The sequence below is a fragment of the Sulfolobus sp. E5-1-F genome, assembly GCF_009601705.1.
Classification (GTDB): Archaea; Thermoproteota; Thermoprotei_A; order Sulfolobales; family Sulfolobaceae; genus Saccharolobus.
In genome coordinates, this window is record NZ_CP045687.1 from 662,659 (window position 1) to 683,855 (window position 21,197).

At 34.4% G+C, this 21,197-nt stretch carries 23 protein-coding genes; 7 read left to right on the forward strand and 16 right to left on the reverse strand.

The features are described from left to right. Positions 1 to 173: 173 nt before the first annotated feature. From GFS03_RS03580 to GFS03_RS03590, 3 genes are all read right to left on the reverse strand, one after another. Complete coding sequence (locus GFS03_RS03580; RefSeq protein WP_153422551.1) at positions 174 to 473, reverse strand: winged helix-turn-helix domain-containing protein; 300 nt, start codon at positions 471 to 473, stop codon at positions 174 to 176. Positions 474 to 750: 277 nt separating this feature from the next. Further along, positions 751 to 1,746 carry a S26 family signal peptidase gene (locus tag GFS03_RS03585; protein ID WP_153422552.1) on the reverse strand — a complete coding sequence of 332 codons (996 nt, stop codon included), beginning with the start codon at positions 1,744 to 1,746 and terminating at the stop codon, positions 751 to 753. A gap of 107 nt (positions 1,747 to 1,853) precedes the next feature. Then, a complete protein-coding gene (locus GFS03_RS03590; RefSeq protein ID WP_153422553.1) occupies positions 1,854 to 2,357 on the reverse strand; it encodes a hypothetical protein in 504 nt (167 codons plus the stop codon). A gap of 193 nt (positions 2,358 to 2,550) precedes the next feature. Here GFS03_RS03590 and GFS03_RS03595 point away from each other — a divergent pair, with 193 nt between their 5' ends. From GFS03_RS03595 to GFS03_RS03610, 4 genes are all read left to right on the forward strand, one after another. Further along, positions 2,551 to 2,865: a hypothetical protein gene (locus GFS03_RS03595; protein WP_153422554.1), complete on the forward strand. Its 315-nt coding sequence runs from the start codon at positions 2,551 to 2,553 to the stop codon at positions 2,863 to 2,865. Position 2,866: 1 nt separating this feature from the next. Continuing rightward, the gene (locus tag GFS03_RS03600) at positions 2,867 to 4,168 is read left to right on the forward strand and encodes a DUF5305 family protein (RefSeq protein WP_153422555.1); all 1,302 of its coding nucleotides are present in this window, start codon (positions 2,867 to 2,869) and stop codon (positions 4,166 to 4,168) included. 56 nt (positions 4,169 to 4,224) lie between these two features. Continuing rightward, a complete protein-coding gene (locus tag GFS03_RS03605) occupies positions 4,225 to 4,773 on the forward strand; it encodes a hypothetical protein (RefSeq protein ID WP_153422556.1) in 549 nt (182 codons plus the stop codon). A gap of 542 nt (positions 4,774 to 5,315) precedes the next feature. Beyond that, positions 5,316 to 5,549, forward strand: coding sequence for a sulfurtransferase TusA family protein (locus GFS03_RS03610; RefSeq protein WP_153422557.1), 234 nt, complete (start codon positions 5,316 to 5,318; stop codon positions 5,547 to 5,549). On the opposite strand, the gene GFS03_RS03615 is transcribed toward GFS03_RS03610, so the two are convergent. The 8 genes from GFS03_RS03615 to GFS03_RS03650 form a co-directional block, all read right to left on the reverse strand. Next, entirely contained in the window at positions 5,535 to 6,584 is a 1,050-nt protein-coding gene (locus tag GFS03_RS03615) for a VWA domain-containing protein (RefSeq protein ID WP_238699171.1), read from the reverse strand. The genes GFS03_RS03610 and GFS03_RS03615 overlap by 15 nt on opposite strands. Continuing rightward, positions 6,544 to 7,419, reverse strand: coding sequence for an AAA family ATPase (locus GFS03_RS03620; RefSeq protein ID WP_153422558.1), 876 nt, complete (start codon positions 7,417 to 7,419; stop codon positions 6,544 to 6,546). The genes GFS03_RS03615 and GFS03_RS03620 overlap by 41 nt, the downstream gene beginning before the upstream one ends. A gap of 61 nt (positions 7,420 to 7,480) precedes the next feature. After that, positions 7,481 to 9,838: an aerobic carbon-monoxide dehydrogenase large subunit gene (locus GFS03_RS03625; protein ID WP_153422559.1), complete on the reverse strand. Its 2,358-nt coding sequence runs from the start codon at positions 9,836 to 9,838 to the stop codon at positions 7,481 to 7,483. Position 9,839: 1 nt separating this feature from the next. After that, positions 9,840 to 10,322, reverse strand: coding sequence for a (2Fe-2S)-binding protein (locus GFS03_RS03630; protein ID WP_153422560.1), 483 nt, complete (start codon positions 10,320 to 10,322; stop codon positions 9,840 to 9,842). Position 10,323: 1 nt separating this feature from the next. Further along, the gene (locus GFS03_RS03635) at positions 10,324 to 11,202 is read right to left on the reverse strand and encodes an FAD binding domain-containing protein (protein ID WP_153422561.1); all 879 of its coding nucleotides are present in this window, start codon (positions 11,200 to 11,202) and stop codon (positions 10,324 to 10,326) included. Positions 11,203 to 11,270: 68 nt separating this feature from the next. After that, entirely contained in the window at positions 11,271 to 12,155 is an 885-nt protein-coding gene (locus GFS03_RS03640) for an XdhC family protein (RefSeq protein WP_153422562.1), read from the reverse strand. Positions 12,156 to 12,238: 83 nt separating this feature from the next. After that, positions 12,239 to 13,060, reverse strand: coding sequence for a DMT family transporter (locus GFS03_RS03645; protein WP_153422563.1), 822 nt, complete (start codon positions 13,058 to 13,060; stop codon positions 12,239 to 12,241). Between the two features lie 72 nt (positions 13,061 to 13,132). Then, on the reverse strand, positions 13,133 to 14,356 hold the full coding sequence (locus GFS03_RS03650; protein WP_153422564.1) for an NAD(P)/FAD-dependent oxidoreductase: 1,224 nt from the start codon (positions 14,354 to 14,356) through the stop codon (positions 13,133 to 13,135). A gap of 310 nt (positions 14,357 to 14,666) precedes the next feature. On the opposite strand from GFS03_RS03650, the gene GFS03_RS13745 reads away from it, so the two are divergent. Beyond that, on the forward strand, positions 14,667 to 15,068 hold the full coding sequence (locus tag GFS03_RS13745; protein ID WP_349750549.1) for a SelT/SelW/SelH family protein: 402 nt from the start codon (positions 14,667 to 14,669) through the stop codon (positions 15,066 to 15,068). On the opposite strand, the gene GFS03_RS03660 is transcribed toward GFS03_RS13745, so the two are convergent. Then, positions 15,045 to 15,305, reverse strand: a complete 261-nt coding sequence (locus GFS03_RS03660) for a hypothetical protein (protein ID WP_153422565.1) — start codon at positions 15,303 to 15,305, stop codon at positions 15,045 to 15,047. The genes GFS03_RS13745 and GFS03_RS03660 overlap by 24 nt on opposite strands. Before the next feature lie 541 nt (positions 15,306 to 15,846). Here GFS03_RS03660 and GFS03_RS03665 point away from each other — a divergent pair. Then, the gene (locus tag GFS03_RS03665; protein ID WP_153421922.1) at positions 15,847 to 16,899 is read left to right on the forward strand and encodes an ISNCY family transposase; all 1,053 of its coding nucleotides are present in this window, start codon (positions 15,847 to 15,849) and stop codon (positions 16,897 to 16,899) included. Positions 16,900 to 17,423: 524 nt separating this feature from the next. Here GFS03_RS03665 and GFS03_RS13470 read toward each other — a convergent pair. Both GFS03_RS13470 and GFS03_RS03675 read right to left on the reverse strand, forming a co-directional pair. Further along, entirely contained in the window at positions 17,424 to 17,642 is a 219-nt protein-coding gene (locus GFS03_RS13470; RefSeq protein ID WP_238699173.1) for a hypothetical protein, read from the reverse strand. 191 nt (positions 17,643 to 17,833) lie between these two features. Further along, positions 17,834 to 18,061: an AbrB/MazE/SpoVT family DNA-binding domain-containing protein gene (locus tag GFS03_RS03675; RefSeq protein ID WP_153422566.1), complete on the reverse strand. Its 228-nt coding sequence runs from the start codon at positions 18,059 to 18,061 to the stop codon at positions 17,834 to 17,836. Between the two features lie 1,044 nt (positions 18,062 to 19,105). Between GFS03_RS03675 and GFS03_RS03680 the strand changes: the two genes are divergently transcribed. Beyond that, the gene (locus GFS03_RS03680; RefSeq protein ID WP_153422567.1) at positions 19,106 to 19,534 is read left to right on the forward strand and encodes a PaaI family thioesterase; all 429 of its coding nucleotides are present in this window, start codon (positions 19,106 to 19,108) and stop codon (positions 19,532 to 19,534) included. Here the strand turns inward: GFS03_RS03680 and GFS03_RS03685 are convergent. Together GFS03_RS03685 and GFS03_RS03690 are read right to left on the reverse strand one after the other, a co-directional pair. Beyond that, entirely contained in the window at positions 19,506 to 20,315 is an 810-nt protein-coding gene (locus tag GFS03_RS03685) for an HpcH/HpaI aldolase/citrate lyase family protein (protein ID WP_153422568.1), read from the reverse strand. The genes GFS03_RS03680 and GFS03_RS03685 overlap by 29 nt on opposite strands. A gap of 32 nt (positions 20,316 to 20,347) precedes the next feature. Beyond that, positions 20,348 to 20,986: a GntR family transcriptional regulator gene (locus tag GFS03_RS03690; RefSeq protein WP_153422569.1), complete on the reverse strand. Its 639-nt coding sequence runs from the start codon at positions 20,984 to 20,986 to the stop codon at positions 20,348 to 20,350. Between the last annotated feature and the right edge of the window lie 211 nt (positions 20,987 to 21,197).

Consider the following 21,197-nt stretch of genomic DNA (forward strand, 5'->3'; position numbering starts at 1 on the left):
TGCACCAAAAGCTTGAAGAATGAAAACATTTTTCAAGAGGAAGATTAAGAAGAATGAACAGGTTTATCTATGACTTCAACAAATCCAAAAACACTTAACGCAAATTATCTTCGCAATGTAGCAAGTTAGTACATATTATGTGAATATACGCACATAACATTAATTTATTATCCTTAATGTATTTCCTTTTCTAAAACTTCCAATAATTTCTTAAGCTCATCGGCCTTTTTACTATACTCCTCTAATATTTTATGGAATTCAAGGCCTTTACTTGTAATATAATAGAACTTATCATCTTTTCTGATTAATCCTAATTTCTCTACAAGTGGCAAATATTTTTCTGCAATATTGTAGCTTATGTTGGCTTTATAGATTAGCCTAGTCTTCAATACTCGCTCATGAACTACCGCGTTTAATATATCGTAAATGATTTCAAATTGTGTTCTCTTTCTCTTGTTAAACTTAAGAGCCATAAACCTATTTATGCTTGTATTTATATAAGGATTTCCTCGAATATGCTCTTATTAGATATACAAGTTACGTAAAATTTTATCTATATACTTGTTGGGATAATACCTTTTTTCCATCTTGTTAAATTTGAATATTTCAATGTAGCAGAAAGACTACCACTTTTATTGGAGGAAAACCCTTAAGTTTAGTCTCCTTCTGAACCAATTCGTGTAATGACCAACTTTTCCGCTTATGCGAAAAATTAACGATTCACGCTTAAATACCTTTTCATAGAGAAGTTCAGCTAAGTTTATTTATAATAATATATACTACCGCACCCACTACTATGCTCATTTCAACACTTTCAGCAATTAAGGGTAATATTGGATTTAGTATGAATAAAAAGTTAAGTATTTGAGGAGGTAAGAGTTCAAGCAATATTTCAATACTTACTACCTCAGAGTGTAAACCTGGAGAGAAAGTGTAAAGGAGAAAGATTAGATTGAGAGATACATTTTGTAATTTGAGGCTAGGTGAATGTAGAATTATCAAGGGTATTTTTAATAAGAAAGGATGATAATTCACGTTAAGAGTTATCGGGATTGTTGAATATGGAGGTACAGCTCCCAAATTATTACTGAATTGCCTAGGTATTAATGGAGCATTTGGTACTGAGTTCCACATTATCTCCGTAAATATAACATGAGGGGAAAAGAGAATCATGAATGTTATGAAAGAGAGGACTATAAACGCTATTGCAAAAGTTTTAGGATCCGCTACTTTCCTCCTATTTCTCCTTCTAACTGTTAGAACTACTTGATTTCTATCATATACTTCACTGATACCATATATGACAAAAATTACTATCATGGCTACTATATAGCCCGTTGTTCCCCTTATTAGACCTATTAAATTGCCCACGTAAGGAATAATTATGGGCTGTCCAAATATTTCTGGCACAAATCCCTTAATCCATGAGGATTTTACGATCCAAGGATCTGAAGTAGGGTTATTTATTCCCTTGACGATGTATCCATTACTGGTTACGTTAATGATTTCATGAACTACGTAATAGTTTAAGAAAGGCGGTTTATATGCTATTATCTCACCAGGAGAAAGCTTTCCCATAATGGGAAAAACAAAAACTAGATCTCCAGGCTTCAGTAAAGGATACATAGAATTTGTTGCCTCAATATTCCAACCATATGGTAGATGATATATCATTTGCGAAATTACAGAAAATATTATACTAACAAGAAAGAGAGAAACTAAAAATATTGCTATTAGTTTGATCACGGGTCATCACGTTATTAGCATATTATTTTACTTTAAAATTTATTTTATAAAAATATAGAATTAAAAAATAAATTACCTTTATATTACTCACCTACTTTTTTGTGCTATTATGAAGTAGCAGTAACTATTATAAGGAACTTAGCGTGTCCTTGAGTTCCACCAGTTGCTAGCCTTAAGCTGATTGATTGTGAGTGTCCCGCAGCTAAAGTGAACATGTAGCTAGTTGATGGTCCAGATGGTGTTAGTATGTATAGATTTGTTCCGGATGGTACGCTAACCGGCATCACTGTTATTGTTATGGTTGCAGTAGTGTTCAAATCGTTAGATACATCAAATGCGTACAATAATGTTTCGTTAGCGTATGTTGCTACGTCACCAAAGTTTATTTGTAGATCTCCAGAACTATTATAGTTTACGAATGGTATACCTGTCGAAGACCAACCGTGTGCTGTATCGTTTGCAACTAAGTTTATATTTGCAGATGGATCCGCTACGACGGTTGCATTTACATCTCTCGCAGCTGTATATTGGAATGTTAGTGAAGCTACCATTGATATTAGTAGTATTCCTGCTACTATGCCTATTATTAGGGCTTTAGTTGTGTGTTGCATTGTAGTTCTAAATCTATGTAAGGAATGGACATTTTTAAATATTTCTCCTAATTCAGCTATTTTAACAATATGATTTTAAAAGATTAAATGTTAAATTTGACATTATTATATGGAAAAAGACCTTACATTTTATATGTAATTTACGTTAATTATAGGGTTAGATTAAAATGTCTATATAAAGTATGTTGTATATATGAAGTGGTATTATATCGTAGCTATCATCATTGTTTCGACTCTAGCTCCGCTTTTCGCTATATATTCTATGAATCTTTCACTAAGTGAAAGCTTTTCAGTTAATGCTAATGTAATTGACTCTTTTATCACTGTTGATGGAAATTACACCATTATAAGGAACGTCTATAACTTTACTGTAACTGTTTATTATGGAAACTATACTGCAGTCCTATATCCAGGTGAATTAGTAAGTTTTCCCTATCAACAAGGTAGTAGTGTTATTTTAAAGGCAAATAGTTTTGAGGAGGTAGTTAAGGTAATTGAGGTGAACTAATGTGATTAAGGTAAAGATTAATAAAAATTTAAGAATTGGACTTATTTCTCTCCTAATACTTTTCATTGCGATAGCATCTTATTTCGATTACGAAAGTACTGTTCCTCATATTGTTTTAGCTGGCTATCAACTCAAAAGTGAGATGACTTTCACATCTCAAGGTTTATTAAAGATTTATCCTGTTGGTGAGAGTAAATTTATAGGTTATACCAACGTCTCTAAACCTCTTGCTTACTTAGGTCTTTCTACCTACGCTTATGTCATAAATTCTATCTTGTATAATAACGCTAGCGTGGTTTACAACCAAACATACTATTTCCTAAAGTTAACGAAAATAATGTTTCTAAAGTTTAACGTTTCCAATCTAAATTACAAGATATATATAACAACACCTTATTATAGTAAGCTGATTACTCAGAATTTAACGCATTACGGGATAATACCGATAAATATAACCTCGATTTATAATCTATATCGTATTTTGGAGAACGAGACAGAAGTGTATGTAGAACCCACTATCAACGTAATTATCAACGGTTCAGCGGTTGTTAGTTTAAACATAAATGGAGATGTCATTTCTGTTGATTTTATTAAGAATACTATAACGAGTGTTGTGGAGAAACCATCCTATGGTAAGTTGATTAGCCTAGAAGAGTATCCCATGTCTCAACTTATGGTCCTTTACATCTATCCAAACTTCTACCCTAATCCTCTATCTGAAAACTATTCAATATTACTAAGTGTTGACAATTTTAACTTCACTGTAGAAAAAGGTAGTTCTCAGAATTACATTCCATTAAATATTTCACAACTCTATTCTATAGCTAAGAATTTTACATATACTTACAATTTAACTCCTACTACACCTATAATCTACTTAAATTTTACAGCGAGATATCCTAACTTTACCTTCAGACCTTTTATTGAGATAGTAGATAATAACGGTATGATTCAAGTTCAAGCATCTAACAATTCCATAATCTCTCCAGTCTATAAGACGATTGACGATCCCATAAACTACCTTAACTTAATGTACATTATACTGCCTTCGGCAATATTAGTTTACCTATTATTATTTTCACAAAGTATTTCTAAGACACCCTTAGATATTATTATGAAGAAATATAGGAAGCTAATAGTAAGCGTTAATGATCCATCACCTCATGAAAAGAAGATAATTAGGGTTAACAATTTCGGTGATCTGCTCAAATTATCACAGATTTTAGCTAAACCTATTTTAGCAAAAGAAAATAAATTGTGGGTAGATAATGAGAATTTAATCTATATATATGAGTTAACGTAAAAGTTTTAAGAAAATATTTTTTATCTACAAAATAAAAGTATTATTAAGTTTGCGAAATGAGTCAATTCTTACAATTAATACTAGTGGGTGTTTTCGCAGTAGGCTATTTCGATTTTCTTTTCATGATATCGAATTCTATGAGAAAAAGAGTGAAACTGTTGAGAGAGAAATTAAAGGTGGAGTTCCCATTAAGGTTTCTACAGAAGAGTGTTGACTTCCTTTCCTCGAGCGAGTTCGCTGAGCTGATGAATGAACTTTCTATTATAATGAATATTAGTAAGATTAATAAGAATAATTTAATTAAGGATTTTTACTCTAGATCTCCCAAGATAGAAAAAGAATTAGAGGATTTATTGATGTTAATAAGCATAGCTAATAAAATTGACAGCTTAGCAAAAGATATGGAGAGAAAATCTACATTAGTCAGAGTTGCTGCTATACTTATTTTACTTGATACTATTGCAGTATTTGTTATATTGAATTACTATCCTAGCCTAAACATTATGATGTATTTCATTTTAGTTGGGATAATGATAGGACTATTATTCATCATTTTCGAATCACTTATTGTCTACTATAATAGTGAAAGATACATAAAAATTTAATTTTGATATATAAACGAAGGAAATTTTGCTCATTCTGACTTCTCTCATTCTTTAACGATAGAGCTAAAATCTCCATTTAAAAATGAATTTAGTAATCTAAACTCTGTTTTAGATAAATTTACTTTAAATAGCTTTATATCTTTATTAAATATTTATGTATAGCAGTTATCTTCTAAACTCATAATATTAACTGTTCATATTTTTTACGATCTAATACACAAAGTGTTTCGATATAACGATATGTATCTATAGTAGTTGTATCATTCTTATAGGACGTCTTTATGAAAGTGTTTAAGGTAAAGCATGTTCGAGGTAAATAAAGTACTACTATCAAAAAGAAGATGATTTGGTAAACTCTATTCTTCTTTGTGTCATACACCGAATCACAAAGTTACAATCTTGTAACCAACATTTACGCAACCTAAGATTTTTGTATATTGGACAGTACATTACTTTTTAAATGTTATTAATTTAAGTTTTTGTAAAATATAATAAAGAATTTATTAACTTCTAGGCAAATTGTATATTGGTGAGTGTAAAAGATGAGTAGTCTTAAGATATATAAGGAGCTTGATTTAACGAGTTCTTCTTGTGCTGGACCTATTGGTGAGTTGTCTAGTGTTGTTGATGAGTTAAGAGATGGTGAGGCTGTTAAGGTTATTTTGGGTGATGAGGCAACTAAGAAAGATATCACTCTGTGGAGTAAGAAGAGGGGTTTGAAGATCGTTCAAGAATCACAAGAGGGAAACAAGTACGTATTACTAATAGCTAAGTGAAATTACTTTTTCTTTTTTTCCCAATTTTATTCTTTTAAGGAGTATGGTAGGAGAAATCATTAGATCAGCGTATTTTAAAGCAATTTTGATACTTTTCGTATCCGGTGTATATGAAGGTTTATCCATTAAAGGATTAATCCAGATTATAGATTTACATCTATGTTTTATATTTCTTAACTCTCTTTCTAGTAACTCTAATTCACCTAAATCCCACCCATCGCTAAATATTATAACACTGCATTTTCTAAATAATAATTCGCCGTGGTTTTTCCTTAAATTGTATAACGCTTCTCCTATTCGCGTTCCGCTTCCGTAAGATACAATAGAGATTACTTTTTTTATATCTATTTCATTTATGCCACCTACTTGAAAGAAGTTTGTAACTCTCTTTACGTCAGTGCTAAAATAGAATATTTCAGATTTGTTAGCAACTCTTTTAATAAAGAAAGAGAGAAGTAATATTTCCTTAATATAATCTTTCATTGAACCTGATATATCGCATAATAAGACTATATCTGACTTATTTATTTTTCGTCTGTGTTTAATAAGGTATGGTGATTCTAACGAATATTTTATCTCGTCTTTTATTGTCCTTCTCATATCGAGTTCTCCATTCTTCTTTACCTTGAATCTATGTCCTTCATAATTTAGCGTAATCTCCTTAAGTCTCTTTGCTATTTTACTCCATTTTATTATATCGTTATTTTCTATTTGGAATGTAACTGTCTTAATTTTTGATTTAGCTGGACTATAGATGTAGAACTCATTTGCTAAATACGGACTATCAGTTACTTTACCCAGAACAGAATACCTATTTTCAATCTCTTGACTTCTTTTTTCTTGTTTATCTTCATTTGGCACAAAATCCTTTATCATTGTTGCTCTTAGTATTGCTTTGATGGTCTCAAAATCTCTATCTTCTATTAATTTTAGCGCATTTATTGCGTCTATGACCTCATCTACTCCAACTTTCCTCCCTAATCGTCTGAGGATATTAGCTATCTTTATTATTGTTTTCTCTTCTTCTATTTTCAATCCCCTCAAAGTGCTTTATGTCTTCCTCATCTTTAAGTAAAACATTTACCACCAAACTCCTCAAATCCTCTTCAGATTCCACGTCAAGTAAGTTGATTGCATTAGCTAGATCTATAGTCTCAGCTATTCCAGGTTTATGCAGTATTTCTCCATCTTGCCTAAGACTGTTCACTATTTTAATGGCTTTTCTAGCTTTCTCAATATCTATTCCTCTAACTTTTCTACTCACTATCTCTAACTCTCTTTCTTCATTTGGATAATTAAGATAAAGGTAAAGACATCTTCTTTTAAGTGCATCTGAAAGGTCTCTAGTCTTGTTAGATGTTATAAACACAAACGGTTTATGCTTAGCTCTTATGGTGCCTAACTCTGGTATAGTTACTTGAAATTCTCCTAAGAATTCTAGTAGAAATCCCTCAAATTCAGGATCAGCTCTATCTATTTCATCAATCAATAAAACTACTCTCCTATCACTTTTTATTGCTTTTAATAGGGGTCTCTCTATTAGAAATTCCTCACTATATATTCTCTTCTTTGCTTCATTCTCATCAACTTGCATCATCATTTTAATTTCTAATAGTTGTTTCGGGTAATTCCACTCATAAAGAGCGTGAGAGTAGTCTAGGCCTTCATAGCATTGCAATCTGATTAAGTCTAGGTTTAATATTTTAGCTATAACTTTAGCTAACTCCGTTTTTCCACTACCTGGTGGTCCTTCAATTAACAGAGGCTTCTCCAATTTTAAAGCTAGATATACTGCTACGGCTGACTTTCTATCAATTATATAGTCGTTTTCAGCTAACAGTCTGATTAAATCGTCTATACTGTTAAGCATAATGTATGACACCTTAATAAAAATAAAGGAATGAAGTATTAATTAATATATTTTCCTATTATTATTCATCAGACGCAAATCCCTTCTCTTTAAGAACTTTCCAGACTTTCCATGGCCATATTGGCATATCAATATGTTTAACACCTAAATACCATAAAGCATCAACCACTGCATTCACAAACGCCGCTGGAGATCCTACAGTAGCGGATTCTCCAACACCTTTAGCACCTAAAGGATGGTGGGGAGATGGCGTTATAGTCTTATCTAATTCCCACTTAGGTGTTTCAACTGCAGTAGGTATTAGGTATTCAGCGAAACTTCCACCGTAAATATTTCCGTTCTCATCATAACGTATCTCCTCCATGAAAGCTGTACCAAAACCCATTGTCAGCGCTCCCATTATTTGCCCATCGACAATCACTGGATTTATTATATTACCACAGTCGTCAACAGCTACAAATTTCCTTACCTTAACTTGTCCGGTTCCCTTATCTATATCCACTACACAAATATAAGCTCCAAATGGGAATGTCATGTTCGGTGGGTTATAGTATGTTACTGCCTCAAGTCCAGCTTCAATGTTAGGAGGTGGGTTAGTATACGCAGCAAGTGCAACATCTTGGATAGTTTTGTATTTATCTGGATATCCCTTAACGTAAAACTTACCCTTTTCAAATACTATATCTTCTTCTCTAGCTTCAAGTAGATGAGCTGCTATTTTTTTAGCCTTATCTAATATCTTTCTAGAAGCCACAGCTGCGGCAGCACCTGCTGTAGGTGTACTACGACTTGCGTAGGTACCTAAACCATAGGGACAAGTATCAGTATCACCCTCTTCTACTATTATGTCTTCAACTGGAATACCTAGTATTTCAGAGATAATTTGAGCATATGTTGTTTCATGCCCTTGACCTTGTGCTCGTGTTCCAAATCTTGCTATGACTTTTCCGGTTGGATGTATTCTAATTTCAGCACTATCAAACATCTTAATCCCCACTATATCAAACAGATCAGCTGGACCAGCTCCTACTATTTCCACAAAAGTGCTAATTCCTATGCCCATGAGCTCTCCCTTCTTTTTCTTCTCCTCTTGCTCCTTTCTTAACTCATAATATCCTATCTTCTCCATTGCTTTCTTTAACGCTGAAGCGTAGTTTCCACTATCGTAAGTCCAGCCAAGTGCTGATTTATATGGAAACTTCTCTGGAGGGATGAAGTTCTTTAATCTCAACTCTGCAGGATCCATACCTAGCTCGTGGGCTAGGATATCAACTAATCTTTCTATGGTATAGGAGGCTTCTGTTACCCTGAATGAGCATCTATATGCTATACCACCTGCTGGTTTGTTAGTGTAAGCTCCAGTAACCTCAACATATGCAGTCTTTATATCATATGCCCCAGTACAAATACTAAATAAGCCTGCTGGGAATTTACTTGGATTCGCATCACCATAAAATGCTCCATGATCACTTATTACCTTAATTCTAAGTCCCAAGATAGTACCATCCTTTTTAGCAGCCAACTCACCATGAATGTGAAAGTCTCTTGCAAATGCGGTACTTCTCATATCCTCGGACCTAGTATTTATCCACTTAACTGGTCTTCCTAATTTTATTGATGCATAAGCAGATACTACATATCCAGGATAAACGTAGACTTTGCCACCAAAACCTCCTCCTATATCTGGTGATATTATCCTTATTTTATTTTCGGGAATTTTAGTCACTAGTGAAAATACCGTTCTAACCACATGAGGAGCTTGAGTGGTCATCCATAGGGTTAACTTTCCAGAAACCGGATCATAATGTGCTATTGAACCAACTGGTTCCATATAGGCTACATGTAAACGCTGATAGTAGAAGTCTTGACTTACTACAACATCCGCTTCTTTAAATACCTTATCAGTTGCTTCTTTGTCACCAGCTTCCCATCTAAATACTAAATTAGATTTCTTATCTGGCCTAACAATAGGAGAATTAGGCTCTAATGCTTTTTTAGGATCGACTACTGGATCTAACGGTTCATATTCTATTTCTACTTGATTTGCCGCATCCATTGCCACATATCTATCCTCTGCTATTATAGCTACTACTTCTTGCCCTTGAAATACTACTTTATCTGTTGGCAGTACCATCATCTTATCTCCCATTAGTGTTGGGATCCATGATAGTCCTGCCTTATCTAGCTCTTCTCCGGTAATTATATCGATAACTCCCGGTATAGACTTAGCCTTCTCGACATTTATTTTCTTTATTTTAGCGTGGGCGTAAGGACTTCTTACGAAAACTAGATACGTCATATTAGGTAGTTTTATATCGTCAACGTATGTCCCTTTACCCATTAAAAATCTGATATCCTCTTTACGTCTTATCTTATGTCCCATACCGTGAACTCCTGTTGGTGGTAAAGTTTCTTCCATCCTAATCCACCTCTCTCATTTTCTCAGCTGCGTACTTTATGGCTTCAACTATATTTTGATAACCAGTACATCTGCATAAATTTCCAGAAATACCCCATCTTATTTCTTCCTCCGTAGGATTTGGATTCCTTTTAAGTAATTGATAAGCAGCCATTATCATCCCGGGAGTACAATAACCACATTGCAATCCATGCTTAACCCAAAATCCTTCTTGTATTGGGTGTAATTTGCCATCTTTAGCTAAACCCTCTACAGTTAGTACTTCTTTTCCATTAGCTTGAACTGCGAACATAGTACATGATTTTACAGCTTTACCATTAAGAATTACCGTACAAGCACCACAATTCGTTGTGTCACATCCTATATGAGTTCCAGTTAGTCCCGCAATCTCTCTAATAAAATGTACTAATAGTAACCTAGGTTCTACATCAGCCTCATATGGCTTTCCATTAATTATTATTTTCACGTGAACCTTTTGAACCATTTTAAGCACCTCCCAATGCCCTTCTCAGACTATATTTAATTGCCCTTACTGTTAGTACTCCAGCCATTGCCTTCTTGTATTCTCCGGGTGGACCAAATGGTTCTTCGACTGGTGTAATCTCTTCAGTAACTACTTTTCCAACATCCTTAATCAGACTATCATTTATCTTATTTCCCTTAAGCAACTCCTCAGCCTTAGTTACCTTAACTGGGTTATTAGCAGCTCCTCCTATTGCGATCCCAGCCTCCTTAACGGTACCATCATAGTCCAAGGATAAGTTAACTGCAGTAGAGACTATAGCGAAATCTCCAACTCTTCTCTCTAATTTTATATAATGACCTCCGTTTCTAGGTTGAGGAATTGGGATTCTTACCTCAGTCAAAATCTCATCTGGTCTTAGTGCAGTTTGGAAGGGGCCTAAAAAGAAATCCTTCGCTTTAATAACCCTATTCCCAGACAGACTAGTAGCTACAAACTCAGCGTTGTATGCTAGCATTACGGCGGGTAAATTATTTCCTGGGTGATTATAGCACACATTTCCTCCAACTGTTCCCCAATTCCTAACTATTGGATCAGCTATATGCTTAACAGCTTCGTGAAGTAATGGATACTTAGATTTTATCAAATCTGAAAACTCTAAATCGGAATACCTAGTAAGAGCACCTATTTTTAAATACCCATCAGATTCATTAATATACGAGAGATTAGGAATATTATTCACATCAATTATGTACTTAGGAGAGACTATTCTCAATTTCATTGCTATTATCAAGCTCTGCCCCCCAGCTAATACCTTAGCCTCTTCACTATACTTAGAAAGAAGTTCTAATGCTTCCTTAAGTTCACTCGGAGCATAATAGTCAAACGGCGCAGGATACACTTATCTCACTGTTTAATAATCAGTGTATCAGCATAAAAAGGTAATTATATCTAATAATACATATTTCATTATTTAACATATATTTCAGGATTGTTATCAAATTTATCCTTACAATATTTACTACAGAAATAGTATGTTTTATCTCTAAAAATTGAATAATAAGGAACTGACTTAGAGATAGTCATCCCACATACAGGATCAACAACTTCCTCAGTTTCCTCTTTCTTACTAGTCGTATCTTTAGTATTTGAAATCTTAACTATTTCAGCTAATACACTTAACGCTATTTCTTCAGGTGAAATAGCGCGTATATCTATTCCTGCAGGAACTTTAATTCTGGTAAGAAACTCTTCTTTATAGCCCTTATGACGTAAATACGAAAGTAAATCCTCTCCCCTTCTCTTTCCAGCTACAACTCCAATATACCTTATCCCGGTATTTAGAAGACTTTCCGCAAATTCATGATCTTTCTCACCCATAGTAGCTACTACAGCAAAGGTATTTCTGGTTATTTTTACCTTTACTAGTTCATTTGTACTTTCTAACTTTATTATAGTGAAACCAAGCATCTCACCTAATTTCTGAATATAATACGTGATGGGATTATTTCCTACCAAAATAAGCTTTTTCTTAGATATTACTGGTTCTATATATAGATAGACAATTCCTCCATGGCAAGTATTTAAATTCACATATATGCTTTGGCCATTTTCCATGGCCTCTAACGAGTACCTTATTATCTCATCCTTAGTACAGAATCCTCCTATCCATCCCTCAAAGCTTCCATCACTCTTAACTATTAATTTATTACCGGGCTTTAATGAACTAGGACCTTCTGTTTTTATTACTTCAACTATTGCAAACTCCTCATCGTTTTCAATCAAATCCCTAACTCTATTTATAAACTTATAAGAATGACCAAAGTAACTACTACTCTTTTCTTCATAGATCATTATAAGTTAATATAAAAATAAGACTATTTAAATTTAATCGCACTATATTTGAAAATAATAAAGGAGATTCTACTCTCTTTATTTTAGCTAGTCATTGTTAAGTATACTCCTATTAGCGTTATTGCAGAACCAATAATTTGAATCAGTGTTGGAATTTCTCTGAAGAAAGCAAAAGACAATACATAAGCCATAATTGGAACCAACAACGAACCTGAGCTAGCCTTGACACTTCCCAAGTATTTGACCGCGTTAAACCAGAAATAAAATCCCCCAACTTGGGCAATTAAGCCTAACGCTATCAGTAATCCTATGTTTATTACGCTAAGCGAGAAATGATACCCTAAGGGCGTTAGGAGTAATAGAATCGGCAATGATGCAATACTCATAAATGCGTTCAATTTCCCCAAATTTTCTTTCACTAAATTCCTCCTATAATATACTGTACCAATCGCCCATACTATACCTCCTAATATACCGAATAATAATCCTAAGTCAAATGATAGGAAAGCTGATGCTGTTACTCCTATTACACCTAAAATTATTCCAATTATTCCTTTAATCTTAACTCTAGTTCCCATGAACATCTCTATTAAAAGGATAAATAGAGGTTGAGTATATATCATAACTGCAACTAGGCCAGGATTTGATGAAAAATAAACGCCTAAATTTAAAAAGGTTAACAATCCCACGAAATTGAACAAACCATTAATAAATTGCTTCACACCTATTGAAAGACCTCTGCCTAATATAATGAAGAACATACTTGCTATTGCAACTCTAACAACGCTCACTATCATTGGTGATGAATAATATGTAATCAGTTTAGTTAGAGGATACGAAAGGCCCCAAACTATTGCCACTGGAATCATCCACTTTATAAAGAGATACGTGGTACTGGACGACATAATGTAAGATTACATGAGTAAGTAAAAAAGTTTACTGTTAACTATTAAACAACTTCGCAAAACACGGAAAAATTACTTTAGTAATTCCTTAAGATCAAATCCTTCATCCGCCAAAGAGTTCTTCTTATTTGAAACATCCATACCTCCTTCAATTAGCTTATTTAGAACCTCCAATTCACTGTAATCCCTATTTATAGCGACATACCCCTTAACTACACCACCTTTCAAATATATCACATTGAAGTTAGGATTATCAGAATTAAACTTTCCTCTTATTACGTACTCATCGTAATTTCTCGTCTCTCCAGCTGATTCTATATGTAAATCGAATATGTCTGACCATATTGACGATATGAAATTGTAAGCCTCCTTACTTCCAGCCATATTTCTAGCTGCCAACTTTCCAGTATACTCAGCATTATTCCAATGCTCTATCCTCTTCCTCCTACCCTCCCTTGGATCGAATATGTTCGCAACGTCCCCAGCTGCGTAAATGTCCTTAGCGCTAGTTTCCAAGTACTCGTTTACGACTATACCATTATCGACTTGTATACCACTCCTTTGTGCCAGTTCAACGTTTGGTGAAATTCCCACCGCGATCAAGAGCATATCCGCCTCAATTTTTTTACCACTTGATGTTATAGCGTTCTTCCCTTGAATCTCCCTCACTGAATCGTTTAATATGAAGTTTATTCCCTTACTCTCCAAGTATTTTTGTATAACCCTTGATACTTTCTCATCCACGAACGTGTTCCATATGTATGGCATTACTTCCACGACTGTAGTCTTTACGCCAAGTGTAGTTAGACTAGAGGCAACTTCAACACCTATGAAACCAGCACCAATTATCAAAGCACTCCTACTCTTACTCGCAGATTCCCTTATCTTATCAGCGTCATCTAACGTTCTCAAATACAACGCGTTATCACTTCCCGGAATGTTAAGCCTTCTCGGCCTACCACCAGTAGTTATTAATGCCTTAACAAACGATATTACACTACCATCATTTAATATTGCCTCCTTTGAGTTAACATCAATCCTTTCAACACTCTTACCCAATATCACCTCCAAATTATCCCTCCTATAAAAATCATCAGACTCAAAGAATAATTTCTCCCGTGGCATTTCTCCTCTGAGGTAGTATTTTGATAGTGGTGGTCTATCGTATGGGTAGTATCTGTCTGATGTTACCATGATTATCTTTGAGTCCGGTTTTAGTTCTAGTAGTTCCTTTAATGCGTTGTATCCCGCAATCCCACTCCCAATTATTAAGTATTGACAAGATTTTTCGGTCATAATAATGAATTCGTAAAGGATAATATAAACCTTAAATTTAGAGTTCCTTAGTGAATCTGTTGAATTTTTATAAAGAGATAAGAGACATTATAAACCTAAATTGTACATTTTGAGATAAATTGATAAGGAAGATAATATTATTCCGAAAATTCCTACTCTTTAGTGGGTTAGTGGAAAAACATTCAATAGTTCAGTAAAAGCAATTTAGATACCTATTTTCTCCTCTATAAAAAGCTCGCAAGCATTATTATTGCAAGATGGTGAAAGTATTTTGGGAAAGTTTTATTATTTAACGATCCTTCCTTACTATATGCAAGATCCCGTTTGTAAGATGGAAGTTGAGAACACTACACCATACAGGATAAACTATAAAGGTATAACGTATTACTTCTGTTCTAAGGGGTGTTTAGAAGAGTTTAAGAAAGATCCTACAAAATATGTCTCTCCAGCCGATCTGAATAAGAAAATTAATGTTAAGATAGTTTACTGCAGACCTTGTAAGTATATGGATAGAGCGTTAAATCTAGCGAGGGATATTTTATCCTACTTTGAAGAGGCTAATGTAGAATTAGTCCAAGGTGATAAAGGAATTATGGATATATACGTTAATGATGAATTAGTGTTTTCTAGATATATAGAAAAAAGGTTCCCAGAAAGTGAGGAGATTCTAAAAAGTATAGGTGAAAAATTACAACTTGCCAGACAATCTTAGGATATCCTCTATAATATTCTCAATGTTTTCAACGTTACTGTAATTCTTTTTTATGTCCTCTATTGTCATCTTCTTTTCCGTAAGGTGTTTAACTAGGACGTCAGTAGCTATTTTAGTCAAGGTATCTACGTCAATCTTATATTTATCTTTCAATTGCCTTACTGCATCATCTACTGTACAAGTTTTAACATTAGTAGGAGCTGATAACCCTTTAAGGTCCTTTAATTTCCAACTCATTAATAATGAATATTTATACAAGCTAAAAATCCTTTTCTTCTAGAAGTGGTTTTACGGATCGCTGTAGGGATAGGATTTTCCTAAAAGTAGTGCTATATTTTACTTCCTAATGGTAGCTCTAGTTTTTCCTAATAGTCGGTTTTTAAGAAGAGGCAATTAGTCTAGCCAAGTATACTCGTATCTGGAATTTCTACCCATTACTGTCAAGTTGACAACATTTGCTCATTCATCTCAAAGCATAATCCTAGTTGATTGAATATTTAGCAAGTAATGTAGTGTACTTGAGGAAGATATATCATTTGTCTCATTCTTTCAGCCTTATATCTATAGTTTTGAGGATTTGAAATGTGAATGGTTTATGCTCTAGCCAACTTAAAAGACAAGTTGTAATCTAGGTGCTATTACTGGAGTTATTTTAGTCATAGCGATGTTATACCCTACTTACCTTTCTTTACTAATTCTAGTATAGTAGTTTCCTGAAAATGACGTCAATTTGAAATACCTTAAAAACTTTTTAGGATGATAATACCAAGACTAAACAATGAAAATAACGAGTCTCTTCAACAGACGATTTGCAAGGGTAAGGAAGTACCTAGAGAAAGTGAAGAAGACGCTAGGCAGTAAATCCCTAGTGAAGTTACTGGGCGCATCTCTGATCGAAGATGGATCAATGAGGACCAAGTGCACCACGGCTGGAATTGACTACGAATACGCCTTGAGGAAGTTAGAGGAGGTCGCTAAGGTCGATCTAATCGAAGTAGTGAAGGAATTAGTAGGGGAACACAAGGTCCAGCTCTCAATAGACGACACACTAAACGAGAAATACTACGCTGAAGCCGCGTGGGTCTCAGCTCACATGACCCAATTCTTCTACTCCAGGAAGGATAAAACCTACATCCCAGCACACCAAATCCTTGTAGCCACAATAAGGGACTTGGAAACCAACGAGGTCTACTTGATCCACCTCGAGATCTACCTACCACAAAAAGTCGTGAATATCTTGAAACAAGAAGGGAAGCCAGTCCAGTTCAGAACGAAGATCGAAATCGCAATTGAGCTGATAGAGAAAGTGAGGAGGAGGCTTAACGTTAGTTCAATAGCGTTCGATTCGTGGTACGTGAACAGGAGAACTCTTCTGCCCGGTGTTGTTTCGGAACTTAAGGCGAGCGCGCGGGTTACCGAGGGAGGTAGATCCGTGCCGGTCGCCGAGTTCCCCGAGGGAGAGTTCTCCGTCACGTACCTCGGCGTTCCTATTAAATTAATTGTAGTTAATAATTATAAAGGTTGCGGGAGGAGGTACTTCTTCACGACCGACCTAACCATGACCTCTGAGGAGGTAATAACGACTTGGGAGAATAGGTGGGATGTTGAAACTGTGATAAGGGATTTGAAGGTCCTAGGCCTTAGGAGCAGTTCGTTCAAGAGCGTAGTCAAGATCCTCGGATACATGAAGCTTGTTGGCCTAGTTGTGAACTTCCTCCACATCTTGAAGTATGAGCTCGGTTCCCACCTTGGTGTAAAGGCTCTCTCAAGGTACTTGAAAAACGTTTATGGATACTTCCTTGACTATAAGAAACTATTCAGACTACGATAAAATCTATAAAGTACTACTAGTAGGTAATGCTGGTGAACACTTAATGGAGCTACTATTAGGTTTTACTTTTTTAGGAGCTCTCACATTTTCCTTTATAAAGAAGATTAGTCAGAACCTAGGACTGCTTATATAACATCATTTTTTAGGAATAGTAGCTGAAGGAATTGAGGTAGAGCTCTTTTCAGTGGATTTTCTTATGACTCCTAAATCTTCATGATATTTTAGGCTCGAGTTCTTAGTTTTTGTTCACTCTCTTTTAAGGAATTATTTTCGGGAGTTTCGAGAGAGAATATGAAATATGTCACTGTAGGATTCCTTTATACTGTAAGGTTTCGTTATATTAAATATTGCTATAGTGTGAGTTATCCTTATGATGTTATCTACAACAAGAGACTTAATGGCTATAAAGGTTAAATTTCTCATCTAGTGAAGGAACTAATACTCAAGAGTAAAATATGATGATTTTACAACCTTGGTGTTAAATTCTAGGACAGTGTTCAAGAGTAGCGTGGCACCTCAACAACCTAAACCATTATAATATCCTTTACAACAAATCCCTTTTTATTTAAGAACTCATAAAACGATCTATCCATAGTAAGTAGTGGAATTTTAGTACTTTTGTGTGCGGTATATAGTATTGCATCAAATATGTCATTCCAACCACTCTTTATTATATCATATATTAGTTCAATATCTATTTGTTCTAATGTGATTAATCTTACATTTCCTATAATATATAACAAGCCTTTAATATATAAAAGCCTTCTATCGCCTCCTCAGGCAATTGCTTTAGTTTAAGTTTCTTTGCCTCTTTAATAATTACTGCAAGAAGTTCAGTTAGCATAAGTGATGGATAATATATGGTTTTTCATCAAGCACCTCGCCTTCAATACCTCTAATCTTGATACCCGTAAATGGAAGTAAAAACGTTGTATCAACTATTAATTCCGAGAGATTTGCTAATCTCTTCTCCAACCTCCTCTATCTCTTCAGCCTCTATATCAGCCCAATACTTAGATGACCTTCCAAGTGGTATTAGTTCTATTTTGCTTCCCTCCTCAATTAATTCAAGCTCTTCACCCTCCTTCAAATTTAGGACCTTAGCTACATCTTTTGGAATATAAATTGCATTCCTTTTCCCTATTCTTACTATCCTTCTCACACATTTTTATCTGATTATTATTATTAATAAGTTTATTCTGATTACACTTAAATATGTTACTAGAACAATATGAGTGTAGCCAACAATTTAATTAATTCGAAAGTAATTGTATAAGTTGCTTCTATTATAGAAGTAAAATTGTTTTTATTTAGCGTAATATCTTTTTGGGTGAGCACTGAATTTTTATTGGTGAGCACTTGATGAACGGATGGACTATCCCCGTCTAACCCAGGTTATTTTAATCCTATTGGAGTATATATTAGTTAGTACTTTACGTAAATTTACCTCAAATTCCTTAAACCTTAAATATTAACATAAATTCTCTTCAAAAAGATTTAAGTAATCGTAAATAGTTTAAGCGTATATAGTATAAATACACCTTAAATTCTACATTGAAAAAACTAAACATTATCTACTATGCGTCATTTTCAGGAAACTACTAAAAGATAAATTTAAAGAAAGATCTCTGAAAATTCTTAAGAAGATACATTTAAGGATTAGACTTTTAACTTCATGGGGGAGGAGTGAAAGCCCCTTCTTGGATGGATAACCTCTTGTAGAAAAGTTTCTATTAAGAGAAAAAGTAAGAAGCGTTATACTTTGGCTGGAATAGCTAAGCCTACCTTTCGACAAGGATTTTAAGCCTATGAAGAGTAAGCTCTCCGAGCCCTCTTCCACACAAGGAATTGCAGAATAGTTACGTTCAATTTGATTTAGGAGGATCAAGGTTGCCTTTAGAAGCAGGAAATCCTCCTCGTGAGGTGGAGATAGTCCCTCAGTAATGGTAAGTAGTTGACTCATTCATTGAAACAGTTATCCAATGCGAAAGATAGTATTGAAGAAAGGAGAGAAGTATTCATTAATTGATCTAATTTATAGTATTTTAACTAAATAAATTCGTTCCATCACATTATTAACATTTCCATGTTATGTTATATCACTTTCAACCTTTATCAAGTGTCAATAGATCAATTCTGATCTCTTTAAAGGTAAAGATCATCTAATTGTAGGAAACTTTTTAATGAGGAATAAAAACTTACTTTCATGCTTTCGGAAAGAGAAGTAAATGAAATACTTACACAAGAGGAAATTTTCAATTTTATAGGTATTAAATTTGAGAAACTTGAGAGAGGTTATTCTAGACTAAAATTCAACTTTGATGAAAAGTTGACTAGAATAGGTGGGATTTTACATGGTGGAATAATATTTACAGCAGTTGACTATGCGGGCAGTTACGCCGTGAGAACTCTGGAAAACGTAAAGGATGGGGTCACAGTGGAACTTAAAATAAACTTTTTGAAACCAATGAAGGATGGCCCATTTACAGTTGAGGCAAAGGTTATAAGCGAAGGGAAAAGACTAATAGTAGTTGACATATTAGCATATGATGGAAATGGTAACTTATGTGCTAAGGCTTTAGGAACGTGGGTCGTTTATAGGGATACTAGCTCTGAAACTCAAATATCCTCTTAGCAATCTTATAGTGTACGTAATCGACTAATTTATCGTCTAACCTTATAGCCCCTCTACCCTGAGCTTTAGCTTTTTCATAAGCCTCTATAACCCTTTTCGCCCACTCGATTTCCTCCTTGCTCGGAGAAAATACCTCATTAGCAATATCAATCTGAGAAGGATGAATAACTTGCTTTCCCACGTATCCTAATTTCTTTGCTTCTTCACATTCTCTTCTAAAACCATCTAGGTTCTTCAAATCGAAGTAAACTTTATCTATGGCATCAACATCGTAGGCCCTAGCGACACTAACAATTAAAGTCTTCACGTATTCGTTCTTTTCATAGAAATTGTAATCTCCACCAAGGGATAACGAAAGGTCAGCTGCACCATAACTTACAGCTACAACACCTTCAGACCTAACTATATCCTCAATCTTAACTAAACCCTTCGCAGTCTCTATTAACGGTATTAAGTGTTTCCCAGTCGCCTTGTGGAGAAATGAAAGGTCATTTTCAGCCTTAGGCACAACAATGCATGTGATCTTATCTTCCCTAGAAATTGTCGTAATATCCTTGTATGAGTCAAGTAGTTGTAGGGAATTAACTCTAACGCATAATTCTCTCTTATCCCAATCCAATTCCTTTACGAGTTTAATTAACAATTCTCTTGCTCTTTCCTTATCCTCTGGAGGTACTGCGTCTTCAAGATCAAAAATTATTGAGTCAGCTTTCAGTTCAACCGATTTCCTTATCATCTTTTCGGAAATTGCGGGGACGTATAACTGAGATCTCCTTATCATAAGTTAATATAGTAAGAATTTAGCATTAAATTTTATCTAAACAACACTGGCAATATATTTTGCTTTACATAATCTAAAACTTTCTCCTCATGCATTCTCATCATGTCATAAGCCAAATCCGGACTACGGTTCTTTATGGCTATTACTATACTCTCGTGTTCCCTAAGCTCGTCATCCCTTCTCTGAAAGCCGGTAAACAAGGTTATTCTAACAATTTTTAGCTTCAATCTAATACTATCCAAAATATCTACAATGTATTTATTATGTGATGCCTCAGCTATTGCCCTATGTAAGTTACCGTTTAAATTTGCTAAGGTTAATGGGTCAGCGTTTACTGACTCCTTTATCTCGTTTAAAACATTTATGATCTTGTTAATTTCATCTTGGCTAGCTCTTATTGCAGCTAGTTTAGCTGACAGAGACTCTAAGTTTATTCTAACTTCGTAGAGTTGAAGAATATCGCTTTCTGTTAACGGTATTACGGTGAATGATTTACCATTCTTTATTATTACTCCCTCTTTTTCTAACCTAACAAGGGCTTCCCTAATTGGTGTTCTACTAATCTTAAGTAGTGACGCAAGCTCCTCTTCTTTCAGAGTGCTCCCGGGTTTATATTTGCCAGTAATTATGTATTCCAGAATTTTCTCGTAAGCTATTTGTGATAATGACATATGAAATGTTTCTGTAGTAAACTTATAAGTGTTACCATCTGAGTCACTTTAAGTATACACGCAAGAAATATTTTTTATTGAATAGTCAATGCAAATTACATAAGCATGAATTGTTAAAGAGTCCAGTAGTAAAATCTTTTGGAAAAAAAGAAATAATTAACGGATAAATAGAATAATTTTCCTGAGGTAAGGGACTTCTAGTTAAGTACCT

What these genes read in the sequence shown, in the direction of transcription:
- GFS03_RS03580 (WP_153422551.1), bottom strand. Translation starts at nt 473, where the DNA reads ATGGCTCTTAAGTTTAACAAGAGAAAGAGAACACAATTTGAAATCATT.
- GFS03_RS03590 (WP_153422553.1), bottom strand. Translation starts at nt 2,357, where the DNA reads ATGCAACACACAACTAAAGCCCTAATAATAGGCATAGTAGCAGGAATA.
- GFS03_RS03595 (WP_153422554.1), top strand. Translation starts at nt 2,551, where the DNA reads ATGAAGTGGTATTATATCGTAGCTATCATCATTGTTTCGACTCTAGCT.
- GFS03_RS03605 (WP_153422556.1), top strand. Translation starts at nt 4,225, where the DNA reads ATGAGTCAATTCTTACAATTAATACTAGTGGGTGTTTTCGCAGTAGGC.
- GFS03_RS03610 (WP_153422557.1), top strand. Translation starts at nt 5,316, where the DNA reads ATGAGTAGTCTTAAGATATATAAGGAGCTTGATTTAACGAGTTCTTCT.
- GFS03_RS03620 (WP_153422558.1), bottom strand. Translation starts at nt 7,419, where the DNA reads ATGCTTAACAGTATAGACGATTTAATCAGACTGTTAGCTGAAAACGAC.
- GFS03_RS03625 (WP_153422559.1), bottom strand. Translation starts at nt 9,838, where the DNA reads ATGGAAGAAACTTTACCACCAACAGGAGTTCACGGTATGGGACATAAG.
- GFS03_RS03630 (WP_153422560.1), bottom strand. Translation starts at nt 10,322, where the DNA reads ATGGTTCAAAAGGTTCACGTGAAAATAATAATTAATGGAAAGCCATAT.
- GFS03_RS03640 (WP_153422562.1), bottom strand. Translation starts at nt 12,155, where the DNA reads ATGATCTATGAAGAAAAGAGTAGTAGTTACTTTGGTCATTCTTATAAG.
- GFS03_RS03645 (WP_153422563.1), bottom strand. Translation starts at nt 13,060, where the DNA reads ATGTCGTCCAGTACCACGTATCTCTTTATAAAGTGGATGATTCCAGTG.
- GFS03_RS03650 (WP_153422564.1), bottom strand. Translation starts at nt 14,356, where the DNA reads ATGACCGAAAAATCTTGTCAATACTTAATAATTGGGAGTGGGATTGCG.
- GFS03_RS13745 (WP_349750549.1), top strand. Translation starts at nt 14,667, where the DNA reads ATGCAAGATCCCGTTTGTAAGATGGAAGTTGAGAACACTACACCATAC.
- GFS03_RS03660 (WP_153422565.1), bottom strand. Translation starts at nt 15,305, where the DNA reads ATGAGTTGGAAATTAAAGGACCTTAAAGGGTTATCAGCTCCTACTAAT.
- GFS03_RS03665 (WP_153421922.1), top strand. Translation starts at nt 15,847, where the DNA reads ATGAAAATAACGAGTCTCTTCAACAGACGATTTGCAAGGGTAAGGAAG.
- GFS03_RS03680 (WP_153422567.1), top strand. Translation starts at nt 19,106, where the DNA reads ATGCTTTCGGAAAGAGAAGTAAATGAAATACTTACACAAGAGGAAATT.
- GFS03_RS03685 (WP_153422568.1), bottom strand. Translation starts at nt 20,315, where the DNA reads ATGATAAGGAGATCTCAGTTATACGTCCCCGCAATTTCCGAAAAGATG.
- GFS03_RS03690 (WP_153422569.1), bottom strand. Translation starts at nt 20,986, where the DNA reads ATGTCATTATCACAAATAGCTTACGAGAAAATTCTGGAATACATAATT.